The 11,263-nt window shown below is 67.9% G+C and carries 15 protein-coding genes and 2 pseudogenes; 9 read left to right on the forward strand and 8 right to left on the reverse strand.

The window, feature by feature from the left end:
* Window positions 1–214, reverse strand: a pseudogene (locus tag CCN51_RS57840) (hypothetical protein); the annotation flags it as partial.
* A gap of 110 nt (window positions 215–324) precedes the next feature.
* Between CCN51_RS57840 and CCN51_RS24680 the strand changes: the two are divergent.
* The 3 genes from CCN51_RS24680 (at window position 325) to CCN51_RS24690 (ending at window position 2,835) form a co-directional block, all read left to right on the forward strand.
* Window positions 325–1,116 (forward strand): ABC transporter ATP-binding protein, encoded by a 792-nt coding sequence (locus tag CCN51_RS24680; RefSeq protein WP_043492096.1) that lies wholly within the window; start codon window positions 325–327, stop codon window positions 1,114–1,116.
* 108 nt (window positions 1,117–1,224) lie between these two features.
* Window positions 1,225–1,650, forward strand: coding sequence for an NfeD family protein (locus CCN51_RS24685; protein WP_078610700.1), 426 nt, complete (start codon window positions 1,225–1,227; stop codon window positions 1,648–1,650).
* 231 nt (window positions 1,651–1,881) lie between these two features.
* Window positions 1,882–2,835 (forward strand): SPFH domain-containing protein, encoded by a 954-nt coding sequence (locus CCN51_RS24690; RefSeq protein WP_014180768.1) that lies wholly within the window; start codon window positions 1,882–1,884, stop codon window positions 2,833–2,835.
* Window positions 2,836–2,949: 114 nt separating this feature from the next.
* On the opposite strand, the gene CCN51_RS24695 is transcribed toward CCN51_RS24690, so the two are convergent.
* Entirely contained in the window at window positions 2,950–3,453 is a 504-nt protein-coding gene (locus CCN51_RS24695; RefSeq protein WP_014180769.1) for an HNH endonuclease, read from the reverse strand.
* Between the two features lie 171 nt (window positions 3,454–3,624).
* Window positions 3,625–4,191, reverse strand: coding sequence for a YbhB/YbcL family Raf kinase inhibitor-like protein (locus CCN51_RS24700; protein ID WP_014180770.1), 567 nt, complete (start codon window positions 4,189–4,191; stop codon window positions 3,625–3,627).
* 84 nt (window positions 4,192–4,275) lie between these two features.
* On the opposite strand from CCN51_RS24700, the gene CCN51_RS24705 reads away from it, so the two are divergent.
* Window positions 4,276–4,614, forward strand: a complete 339-nt coding sequence (locus CCN51_RS24705; protein WP_014180771.1) for a barstar family protein — start codon at window positions 4,276–4,278, stop codon at window positions 4,612–4,614.
* A gap of 76 nt (window positions 4,615–4,690) precedes the next feature.
* On the opposite strand, the gene CCN51_RS24710 is transcribed toward CCN51_RS24705, so the two are convergent.
* A complete protein-coding gene (locus tag CCN51_RS24710) occupies window positions 4,691–5,473 on the reverse strand; it encodes a sporulation protein (protein ID WP_014180772.1) in 783 nt (260 codons plus the stop codon).
* Window positions 5,474–5,642: 169 nt separating this feature from the next.
* Here CCN51_RS24710 and CCN51_RS24715 point away from each other — a divergent pair.
* The 4 genes and pseudogenes from CCN51_RS24715 to CCN51_RS24730 form a co-directional block, all read left to right on the forward strand.
* Window positions 5,643–5,891: pseudogene (locus CCN51_RS24715) on the forward strand (DNA-3-methyladenine glycosylase); the annotation flags it as partial.
* A 14-nt stretch (window positions 5,892–5,905) separates the two neighbouring features.
* Window positions 5,906–6,517 (forward strand): DNA-3-methyladenine glycosylase, encoded by a 612-nt coding sequence (locus CCN51_RS24720; protein WP_043487886.1) that lies wholly within the window; start codon window positions 5,906–5,908, stop codon window positions 6,515–6,517.
* A 197-nt stretch (window positions 6,518–6,714) separates the two neighbouring features.
* Window positions 6,715–6,879, forward strand: coding sequence for a hypothetical protein (locus CCN51_RS55065; protein ID WP_158104699.1), 165 nt, complete (start codon window positions 6,715–6,717; stop codon window positions 6,877–6,879).
* Complete coding sequence (locus tag CCN51_RS24730) at window positions 6,876–7,409, forward strand: GNAT family N-acetyltransferase (protein ID WP_014180776.1); 534 nt, start codon at window positions 6,876–6,878, stop codon at window positions 7,407–7,409. Before CCN51_RS55065 ends, CCN51_RS24730 begins: the two co-directional genes overlap by 4 nt.
* A 191-nt stretch (window positions 7,410–7,600) precedes the next feature.
* Here the strand turns inward: CCN51_RS24730 and CCN51_RS24735 are convergent, their stop codons facing one another.
* From CCN51_RS24735 to CCN51_RS24750, 4 genes are all read right to left on the reverse strand, one after another.
* Complete coding sequence (locus tag CCN51_RS24735) at window positions 7,601–8,206, reverse strand: hypothetical protein (RefSeq protein WP_014180777.1); 606 nt, start codon at window positions 8,204–8,206, stop codon at window positions 7,601–7,603.
* A 363-nt stretch (window positions 8,207–8,569) separates the two neighbouring features.
* A complete protein-coding gene (locus CCN51_RS57845) occupies window positions 8,570–8,722 on the reverse strand; it encodes a hypothetical protein (RefSeq protein ID WP_238545494.1) in 153 nt (50 codons plus the stop codon).
* A gap of 66 nt (window positions 8,723–8,788) precedes the next feature.
* Window positions 8,789–9,082, reverse strand: coding sequence for a hypothetical protein (locus CCN51_RS24745; protein WP_143675884.1), 294 nt, complete (start codon window positions 9,080–9,082; stop codon window positions 8,789–8,791).
* Between the two features lie 3 nt (window positions 9,083–9,085).
* A complete protein-coding gene (locus CCN51_RS24750; protein WP_014180779.1) occupies window positions 9,086–10,552 on the reverse strand; it encodes a recombinase family protein in 1,467 nt (488 codons plus the stop codon).
* Window positions 10,553–10,628: 76 nt separating this feature from the next.
* Here CCN51_RS24750 and CCN51_RS24755 point away from each other — a divergent pair, with 76 nt between their 5' ends.
* The gene (locus tag CCN51_RS24755) at window positions 10,629–11,036 is read left to right on the forward strand and encodes a DNA-3-methyladenine glycosylase (RefSeq protein WP_043487888.1); all 408 of its coding nucleotides are present in this window, start codon (window positions 10,629–10,631) and stop codon (window positions 11,034–11,036) included.
* The last annotated feature ends 227 nt before the right edge of the window (window positions 11,037–11,263 follow it).

Here is an 11,263-nt window from a genome sequence, read left to right on the forward strand (position 1 = left end):
GCAGCGCCACCCGCAGCCCCTTGGCCCCGAGCGCCCGCAGCCGCCCGAGCGCGAGCGTCAGCCCGACCGGGGCGGTCTCCCCGGGCATATCGGCCACACGGTGCGAAGCGTCGTCGGCCGCGATGCGATGCGCGGCCTCGTCCGGAGAGACAAGTCCGGCAAGAAGGGCATTTCCCCAGGCGGCAAGGCGCCCTGAACGCGGTTCATCGAGCATGGCCCCAGCCTAAGGACTGGCGCTGACAATACGTGGCGTAGGTTTTCCCCTGGGGGCGGCGCCTACAGGCGCACGCGATACTCGAGACTGCAATGGGAGACAACGCGCTCATGAGCGATGTTCTGGAGCTGGTGGACGTATCCGTGGTCCGCGATGGTCGGGCTCTGGTGGACGAGGTCTCCTGGTCGATCAAAGAGGGAGAGCGCTGGGTGATCCTCGGCCCCAACGGCGCCGGCAAGACCACCCTGCTCAACGTGGCCTCCAGCTATCTCTTCCCGAGCAACGGGACCGTCCGGATCCTCGGCGACAAGCTCGGCGCGGTCGACGTCTTCGAACTGCGCCCCCGTATCGGCATGGCCGGTATCGCCATGGCCGACAAGCTCCCCCGCCGCCAGACCGTGCTCGAGACCGTGCTCACCGCCGCGTACGGCATGACCGCCCACTGGCACGAGGACTACGAAGCCGTCGACGAGCAGCGCGCCCGCGCCTTCCTGGACCGCCTGGGCATGACCGACCACGTGGAGCGGAAGTTCGGCACCCTCTCCGAGGGCGAGCGCAAGCGCACCCTCATTGCCCGGGCCATGATGACCGACCCCGAGCTGCTGCTCCTCGACGAGCCCGCGGCCGGCCTGGACCTCGGCGGCCGCGAAGACCTCGTACGGCGCCTGGGCCGGCTCGCCCGCGATCCGCTCGCCCCCTCAATGATCATGGTGACCCACCATGTGGAGGAGATCGCCCCCGGCTTCACCCACGTCCTGATGATCCGCCAGGGCAAGGTGCTGGCGGCCGGCCCGGTCGAGACCGAGCTGACCTCCCGCAACCTCTCCCACTGCTTCGGACTCCCGCTGGTCGTGGAGCGCAACGGCGACCGCTGGACCGCCCAGGGCCTGCCGCTGAGCTGACACCCCTGACACCCCTGATACCTCTGATACCTCTGATACACCTGACCCGAGGCCCGGGGGTGATCCGCGCTCTGTTCCCGGACACACCCCGAGAACTACCATGACCTTGTGGATCCTTGGGTGTGGTGGCTGATCGCCGCCGTAGGGCTGGGCATTCCGCTCGTGCTGACCGCGATGCCGGAATTCGGCATGGTCGCCGTCGGCGCAGTTGCCGCCGCGATCACCGACGCGCTCGGCGGCGGCGCCGTGTTCCAGGTCGTGGTCTTCTCCGCGGTCTCCGTCGCGCTGGTCGCAGTCGTCCGGCCGATCGCGGTGCGCAGCCGCACCCAGCGGCCCGTGCTGGCCAGCGGGGTGGAGGCATTGAAGGGCCGCCAAGCCGTCGTCCTCGAGCGGGTGGACGCAAGCGGCGGCGGACGCATCAAACTCGCGGGCGAGGTGTGGTCGGCCCGCGCCCTCGACCCCGACCAGGCCTATGAACCGGGCCAGCAGGTCGACGTCGTGGACATCGACGGCGCCACGGCTGTGGTCATGTGAACCACCGAGGTCATGTGAACCACAGAGCCGTCATACGGGGATACGAGCCGGATACCAGCCCCAGGCCGCACGGCTGCCAACTGGCCCTCAGATCTGACAGACTCGACTCGAGATCGACATCGCTATCGAGATCATCGAGACCAACGAGATCATCGACATTGCCATCGAGATCGACGACCAGACCTGATCATCCCGATCAACCAGAAGCATGAAGGGCACGGGGAAGCCGCTGTGGAACCGATCATCATCGTCCTGATCATCCTGGTGGTGCTCGTCTTCGTCGCACTCATCAAGACGATCCAGGTCATCCCGCAGGCGAGCGCCGCCATCGTCGAGCGCTTCGGCCGCTACACCCGCACCCTCAACGCGGGCCTCAACATCGTCGTGCCGTTCATCGACTCGATCCGCAACCGCGTCGACCTGCGTGAGCAGGTCGTGCCGTTCCCGCCGCAGCCGGTGATCACCCAGGACAACCTGGTGGTGAACATCGACACCGTCATCTACTACCAGGTGACCGACGCCCGCGCCGCCACCTACGAGGTCGCCAGCTACATCCAGGCGATCGAGCAGCTGACCGTCACCACCCTGCGGAACATCATCGGTGGCATGGACCTGGAGCGCACCCTGACCTCCCGCGAGGAGATCAACGCGGCGCTGCGCGGTGTGCTCGACGAGGCCACCGGCAAGTGGGGCATCCGCGTCAACCGCGTCGAGCTCAAGGCGATCGAGCCGCCGACCTCCATCCAGGACTCGATGGAGAAGCAGATGCGCGCCGACCGTGACAAGCGCGCCGCGATCCTCCAGGCCGAAGGTGTCCGGCAGTCCGAGATCCTGCGCGCCGAAGGTGAGAAGCAGTCCTCGATCCTGCGGGCCGAAGGTGACGCCAAGGCGGCCGCGCTGCGCGCCGAGGGCGAGGCGCAGGCGATCCGTACGGTCTTCGAGTCCATCCACGCCGGAGACCCGGACCAGAAGCTGCTCTCGTACCAGTACCTCCAGATGCTGCCGAAGATCGCCGAAGGCGACGCCAACAAGCTCTGGATCGTGCCCAGCGAGATCGGCGACGCCCTCAAGGGACTCGGCGGCGCCTTCGGCAACTTCGGCCCGATGGCGGGCGGCAACGGCGGCGGCTCGGCGGCCACCGGCAAGGAGGCCGCCCCGCGCCGGGAGCAGCCCAGGATCGACTGACACCCGCGATCAGATACGTACGAACCCCCCGCGCCGGCGAAAGGCGCGGGGGGTTCGTATGTATCAGGGGCTGACCAAGTCCGGTCCGGCCTCGGACGGTTCAGGGTCCAGGGCTCAGGCGGGCAGCGCCAGCCACTCCGGCAGACCCTCGCGCTCCGCCACCCCCAGCGCCAGCAGCAGCGCATCCGAGGGCGTCGGCTCGAACGGCGCGTTCAGCAGCCGCATCCCGGCCTGCTCCGGAGTCCGGTCCGCCTTGCGGTGGTTGTCCTCCGCACAGGAGGCCACCGTATTGAGCCAGGTGTCCCCGCCACCGTGCGACCGCGGCACCACGTGGTCCACGGTCGTCGCCCTGCGGCCGCAGTAGGCGCACCGGTGCCGGTCCCGGACCAGCACCCCGCGCCGCGACCACGGAGCGCGTCTTCGGAACGGCACGCGTACGTACCGGCACAGCCGGATCACCAGCGGCACGGGCAGATCGACGTCCGCGGCGCGCACCCGCAGTCCGGGGTGGGCGTGTTCGATGACGGCCTTGTTCTGCAGGACCAGCACCACCGCACGGCGCAGCGACACCGCCGACAGCGGCTCGAAGCTCGCGTTCAGAACCAATGTCTCGCGCATCCCGACCACCTCCGCATCCGGCCAATCCCGGCCCGCGCGTACGGGCGGGCCGGGATACATCTTTGGCCGGGAGCGAGGCCGAGGACAACGCAATTTAGGCCCGGTAAAAGGCCTGTACGCACCTGTACGCACCGCACACCGGGTCGGTCGGGGTGCGGGCGGAAGGGGTTGTCAGCCGGCGGCCGGGTTCTCGTACTCGCCGATCAGCTGGGCGCGCGCCAGCGTGTGGAAGCGCAGATTGAAGCCGACGACCGCGGGCGAGGCGTCGGCGTCCGGGCCCAGCTTCTCCGCGTCCACCGCGTAGACGGTGAACACATAACGGTGCGAACCGTCCCCGGGCGGCGGCGCGGCCCCGCCGAAGTCGCGCGAGCCATAGTCGTTCCGGGCGTGCACCACACCCTTGGGAAGCCCCGCACTCTGCTCGATTTTCGCGCTCCGCGCGGTGGTGCCACTACCCGCACCGGCCGGCAACTCGGTCACATCCACCGGGATGTCGAACAACACCCAGTGCCAGAACCCGCTGCCCGTCGGCGCGTCCGGGTCGTAGCAGGTGACGGCGAAGCTCTTCGTCTCCGCGGGGAAGCCCTCCCAGCGCAGCTGCGGCGAGGTGTTCCCCTCGGCGTACACCTGGGCGGACTTGAGAGTGCCCCCGGGCTCGACGTCATCGCTCACCACGGTGAACGACGGCACCGGCGGATGGAAGTCATGGGGGAGCGGGCGCCGGTTCTGCTCGGACACGTCGAAACCTCCTGCTGCTCGCGCTGGTCGTATCGGCCGCCAGCCTAACGAGACCGCAGCCGCGCGGGCTGACACCATGCCCTCATGACCGGACCGACGCCCACGCCCCCGCCCGGCCCCGGCCGGTACACCGCCACCCTGCGCCTGGACGGCGTGCGGGACAAGGCGGGCTTCCTCGACCGCTGCGCCCAGGACCTCGGCCTTCCCGCATGGTTCGGCCAGAACTGGGACGCGCTCGCCGACTGCCTACGAGACCTGTCCTGGTGGGGCCGGCCGGAGGAGGGCTTCGTACTGCGCGTCCACGGCTGGGAGGCATTCCGTACGGCCGCCCCCGAGGCCGCGGCGACGGCGGCCGAGGTGTTCGCCGAGGCCACCGGCCACTGGGCCGACCGTGGCACTCCGCTGACCGTACGGTACGAGTGACAGCACGCGGGGCGTGCACCGAGGAAAGACGGTGCACGCCCCGCGAAGAGCCGAAGCAGGCCAGGCCCAGCGGCGATCAGAACCAGTTGCGCTTGCCGCCGACCTCGGCGAGCCACTGGTTCAGGTACGCGGCCCAGTCGGTGTCCTGGTAGGACCCGAGGTTGACGGTGAAGGACCGGTACGAGTCGCCGCCCTCGGCGAACAGGCCCGGCTTCTTGTCCATCTCCAGGACGACGTCCATCTCGCGGTCGTCCGCGACAAAGCTCAGCTCGACCTGGTTGAGCCCGCGGTACTGCTGCGGCGCGTAGAACTCGATCTCCTGGTAGAAGGGCAGCCGCTGGCGCGTCCCACGGATGTGCCCGCGCTCCAGGTCGGCGCTCTTGAACCGGAAGCCGAGCTGGCCGAAGGCGTCGAGAATGGCCTGCTGCGCGGGGATCGGGTGCACATTCACCGGGTCCAGGTCACCGGAGTCCACGGCGCGCGCGATCTGCAGCTCGGTCGTCACACCCACGTTCATCCCGGTGAGGTGCTGGCCCAGGAACGTCGTGATGGGCGTCTCCCAGGGGATCTCAAGACCGAACTGGACCGCGTGCACCGCCCCGGGCTGCACCTCGAAGGCGCCGCCCAGCTGCTGCCGGGTGAACTCGACGTCCTGCTTGTACTCCTGGTCGTTGCCCTCCACCTCGACCCGCGCCTGCAGACCGACCGACAGCCCCTCGATCGCCTGCGCCACCGAGCCGCCCTGGATCCGGACCTCGCCCTGGACGATGCCGCCCGGAACGACGTTCTCCTCCGTCAGCACCGTCTCCACCGAAGCGCCACCGGCACCCAAACTCGCGAGCAGCTTCTTGAAGCCCATGTTCTCCCTCTCAAGGACGCGCCTGCATCTTGTTCTGATCGCACGACGACCACTGTTGAACCCTAGGAACGCGGAACGGCGGGGAGCGGTTCCGTGTTGGCCCACCCTGTCAGCGGACCGGCTCCACTCCAACCACCCGTTGATATCGCTTGCACTACGCTCGGGCCGTGTGATCGCAACCCCCGACCGTACGCCGCTGACCCGCCGGTTCTTCGACCGACCCGTCCTCGAAGTGGCCCCGGATCTCCTGGGGCGCACCCTCGTCCGCCGGACGCCGGACGGAGCGGTCGAGCTGCGCCTGACGGAAGTGGAGGCGTACGCGGGCCCGGCCGACCCCGGATCACACGCCTACCGGGGCCGCACGGAGCGCAACGCCGTGATGTTCGGGCATGCGTATGTCTACTTCATCTATGGCATGTCAAGGCGTTCAGCATGAACGTTGTGAATCTCGCTCACCCCGCTGAAGAAGTCGCCCCCAAGCTGCTCGGTGCCATCCTCACCCACGAGACCCCCGAGGGAACCGTGAGCATCACCATCACGGAGACCGAGGCGTACTCCGGTAAGGCCGACCCCGCCTCCCACGCCTACCGAGGCAGGACACCCCGAAACGCCGTCATGTTCGGACCCGCAGGACACCTGTACGTCTACCGGTCTCACGGTCTCCACTGGTGCGCCAACATCGTCACCGGAACAGACGGCATCGCCTCAGCTGTCCTCATCCGGGCAGGCAGGGTCATCGAAGGGGAAGACCTGGCACGCAAGCGGCGAGGGGCGAAGGTCGAAGGCCCACGCCTTGCGCGCGGCCCGGGGAACTTCTGCCAGGCGCTCGGCATCACGGCAGAACACAACGGCACAGACCTACTGACGGGCGCCTCGGTCGTGCTGTCCGAGGGCGATCCGGTACCCGCTGCGCTCATCCGGGTCGGCCCTCGGGTGGGCGTGAGTAGAGCCCACGACTGGCAGCACCGCTTCTACCTCGCCGATGATCCAACAGTCTCGGCGTACCGACCGAGCCCGAGAGCCAAGCCGCCCGGCGGAGCCTGAGCCGCTGTGCGCCTCGCTCACGGCTCGCCGCTGAGTCGGCACCGAGCTGGGCCCGAAGACGCGTGATCGCTCGTATGCCTGGCGCGTGACGCGTCCCTGGCCGGTCGGGTGACTGCCGACGGATGCCGACTCGGGCCGGAGGGGTGGGGGATGACCCCCTTGGGGCGTTCTTCCGTACCGCCAGGGTCACGGTCACCGTGCACAACGAAGAACAGCCGGCCGGATACATCAACGGCCGACCGCTTACGACTCTCGATAGGGGACGGATCATCGTCCCGCTCGGGCGTGCCGTGATGGTCTTCTGCGCGGGCGAGCGCCGGATTACCGATGAGGCGCTTGCCTTCGGCAGGATGGGCGCATGACAGAGATCCGCACATCCCGTCTCCTCCTACGCCGCTGGCACGACGACGACCTCGCGCCGATGGCGGACATCAACGCGGACCCGCGGGTTATGCGCTGGATCGACGACGGCTCGGTGCGCGACCTGGACCACACGGTGGAGGCCATCGAGCGATGGGAGGAGGAGTGGGACGAGGAGGGCTTCGGCCTCTTCGCCGTCGAGCTGCTGGCCTCGGGCGAATTGATCGGCTTCACGGGACTGTCCGTGCCCGAGTTCCTGCCGGAGATGATGCCCGCCGTGGCGATCAGCTGGCGGCTCGGCTCACAGTTCTGGGGCCAGGGATACGCGTCCGAAGCCGCGCACGCCACGCTGGAGTTCGCGCTCCAGGACCGCGGCTTGGACCGCGTCATCAGCATCAACCAGGTGGGGGACAACGCCTCCGAGAACGTCATCCGCAAGCTCGGCATGGTGCCCGAGCGGGAGACGGCACACCCGGTGTACGGTTACCCGCTGCGCGTTCACGCCATCGATCTCACCGAGTTCCAGGCGTGAACCGGCCGAGCCGTCGATCATCACAAGACAGCCGACCACTGTCCCTACGTCCCTGAGCGCATTGATCGCGACAGTACGGACATCGAGGGACGGACGGTGTCTTCCCGTCGCTGACCTGCGCTTTCACGGAACTGCGGCCAGAGCCTTGAAAACGGCCAGGGACGCTCTTCACTCGCCATTTGGTTGCGCCCTCAACGAGAAGACGGATTCTCTTCCGGTAGGCCGGCTGCCCTTGGTGCCGTGGCGGACGGTGGCCTGGATATGCGGGCCACAGGAGTCAGTCCGGCCATGAGGAGCAATGCGCCGATCGGCAGCAGGTCGAGGTTGGCCGCGAACAGAAGGAAGCCCACGAGTACCAGCAGGGGACTCCAAACGGGCAGCAGACGCGGTTTGGCGGCCACCAGCATGACCAGCAAGGTGAGCCAGCCCAACTGGAACGCAAGTGGGCCGATCATCTCCAGCGGTTCAGGCAATGGTGCCGCGGTGTCCAGGTCTGCGAACAGATCACCGAGGATCACCCAGAGGAAACAGGCGACGCCGAACAGGCTGACTGCTGCGGCCACGTTCGCGAGGAGACGCCTGCGCATGGTGGCGGCGGGGACGGGTTGACGCAGCCTGACCGTCACCACGCCGAAGAGTGCGAAGCCGATGAAGAACAGAGTGTGTCCGAGGTTCCAGGCGAGCCCAGGTCCGTGCTCCCCGTCTAACCCGTCGACGAGTCGCAGCAGGCCGTACAGCACCAGCAGGAGCGGAGCGATGAGGGCGGGGCTCTGCACGCCCACGAGTTTGGAGGTCATACCGGCAGACTCACAGGCCGCTGGCCTCCGGCCTATCGGGGGCGTCCCCCACCGAACCTGGGAATGTGTCCCGTAGGGGGCCGTGTGCACCCAGGGGATACGGCTGCCGAAGCCTGGCCCCGAATCGACGGCCGACGGGCGAATCCGCAGGCGCGGGGGCTCCGCTGACTGCAGAGCAGTGGCCTGCAGGTGGGGAACTTCGGAGAGCAGCTCCGTCCCCCGCTGAGCGCACGGTGAGGAGATTCAGATAGCGCCATCATCGTCCCCGGCCCGGCTCTGCGTGTAGCCGTTCGGGTTGCGCAGATATCGAGCCGCAGACTTCAGGACGAGCGTCTTGACCAGCCGAGGCGCCGTGTCCTCGGGCTAATCGCGGCCGTACGTGGCCGCCAGGTCTGAAGCGTCTTCCAGCGCCCCGGCTGCCATCCGCAGTTCGTCAGGGTCGAGGTCCCAGCCGATGCGGCCCTTCAGTTCGTCGAGAGTGGCGTACGTCAGGCTGCATCCTCCTTTCGTGCACACGAGTAAGGGGCCGACGCAAGTGCGCGTCGCCCCCTACGGAAGCCCTGTTCTTCTGGCGAGGCGTCGTTAGATCTCGCCGCCCTCTTCCCACCCGCATTCGCCGCAACGGACTCCTGCGTACATGTCGTCCCTGCGGTCATCAACGGCGCTCCAGCCGTCCAACTTCGAACTCGGCGCCCCGCAGCGGGGACAGCCGACTATGACGCCGAACCCTTCGAAATACCGGTATTCGAGTCCGGACTCTTCGACTGTCTGCTGCATCAGCTTCAGGAGTTCTGCCTGGGACTCCACGCCTACGAGTTCCCGAGCAGCTCGATCGGCATCGCCATTGGCTATCGTCCTCAGCCAGCCGTCACGCATCGCTCACGGGTTCCGGAAGGTGATCCGGCAGTGGTCCGCCTTGAACCCTCGGACTCCTCGGCCTCTCGGCATCAGCTCGACGAGTTCGCAGACCTGCATGACGACCGTCCGCACGTAGTCGATCCGGTCGGGGTCTTCGTAGTCCAGCTCCTCCCACAGGTACTCGACGTCCCCCAGATCTACCCGCACCCGCTTCGCTGCCAGGTCTGCCAGCTCGGTCCGGACCTTCGCTAGGTCGGCATCGCACCTGCCGATGCCTGCGCGCATGGTCGATGCGTCGATGTCCCCTACGGCGAACATCTCTGCCAGGGCGGTACGCCTCTCGGATGTGGCCACCTCCTCGGCCAGTAGCTCGGCCTCGCACTCCTCGTCTGCGGCATCCGTGGCTGGAGCCTGGTTCCACTCCTCGGCCCGGGAGATGACCTGCCGGACCACGTAGGAGTCAAGCGGGTCTGCTGGGCATGTGATGCACCGGCCGCCTGAACAGGTGTAGATGCGGTACCGCTCGCCTGCCGCGTCCTTCCGGCTCCATCCCTGCGTAACGACGGCCTGACACTTCGAGCAGCGGACCACGCCGGACAACAGAGCCTTGCGCTTCCCTCCGCCGCCCGTGTTGCGCTCAGGGTCGCTCAGGTAGCGCGCCAGGGCCCGGAACATGCCCTCGGAGACGATCGGCTCCCAGTTGCCTGTGCCGGTCTCCTCGGTCACCCGTACGCGTCGCCCATCCGGCTTCTCGACCCACTGGGAGTACGTCTGGATGCCCGCGTTCCTCGGCTTCAAGAGGACGCCCCGGAGGTTCGAGCTACGCCACTCCTTGCCGTGCGGCGAGAGCAGCTCGCGAGCGTTCCAGTCCTTCGCGATGGACCACAGGGAGACACCGGCCAGGACATCCCGGTACGCCCGCCGCAGGGCTTCCGCCTCCTCGTCGCGATGCGTGCCGTCGCGCTCGAAGCCGAAGGGGCGAGTGCTCCAGAAGGGCCTGCCCGACTCCCTGCGGCGCTGATGACCGAGCACCTGACGCTCTACTCGCATCTCGGTCTCGTTCTCGGCTACCGCAGCGCCGATGCGAGCGGCCAGGCGACCCGAAGGGGTCGCCAAGTCCAGGACGCCTTGAGCTTGTGCGGCGGCCAGATGAACGCCGGTCTCCTCGGCCAGGTCCACCAGCTCGACCAGGTCTCGTGTTGTCCGGTAGAGGCGGTCGTAGTGCCTGGCCACGACTACATCAGCCGTACCCGTCCGAACCAGCTCGACCACGCGCCTCCAGCCTTCACCGCGAGCCGACACCTTGCGGCCCTCAACGACGCGGAACTTCGACGCCGAAGAGTCCTTCTCTGTGATGACCTCTACAACCGTCCAGCCGTTCCGGTCGCACAGTACCTGGCTCAGTTCGACCTGTTGCGTGAGATTCCCACCCTTGGACTCCTCGCCCCTCGGGGTTGGGCTGAGCCTGGCGTAGATGATCGCTCGCACTGTCTGTCTCTCCTGCCTGCTTGTCGCCGCCTTGCCGGTGATGCGACGACGTACATGTTCACTGCGTTACTTATGCATGTGGCACTGCATGGGCCTGGTGTGCGGCCCGGCGGGCTCGCCCAGCGGGGTGCTGCTGCGGGCGGGGGAGATCCTGAGCGGCCACGAGTGGGCCCATAAGCACCGTCCCACCGCCCGCAACGACCGCGAACTGGCCAAGGGACCCGCGCGCCTCGCCACGGCCCTCGGCATCGACCGCCGACTGAACGGCATCGACGTCTGCGCCGGCCCGCAGTCCCAGATGGCGATACTCACCGGTGCCCCCGCCCCGGCCGACCAGGTGCTCAGCGGCCCGCGTACGGGCGTCGGAGGCGAGGGCGCAACGCACCCGTACCGCTTCTGGATCGACGGCGACCCGACGGTGAGCCCGTACCGCGCGCACACCCCCCGCCGCCGGAAGTCCGACGCGCCGTCAGACGCAACTTGACTCTGGACACCCCGGCGCCTAACGTAGCCCGAGCCGCTTGAGACGGGCAGCGCTGTCGACACGACCATGGTCGGGCCGCAGCACCTCGATTCACGAGCGGCAAACCACTACCGACGATTCCCGGACAGGGTCTATTTCTGCTGCGCAGAAATTCGATCCGAAGGCTCGATTAGGAGCCGGGCGGGAAATCAGCTAAAGTAGTGAACACACCGAAGGGAAGCGCCCGG

Source organism: Streptomyces milbemycinicus (genome assembly GCF_002154605.1).
Taxonomy (GTDB): Bacteria; Actinomycetota; Actinomycetes; order Streptomycetales; family Streptomycetaceae; genus Streptomyces; species Streptomyces milbemycinicus.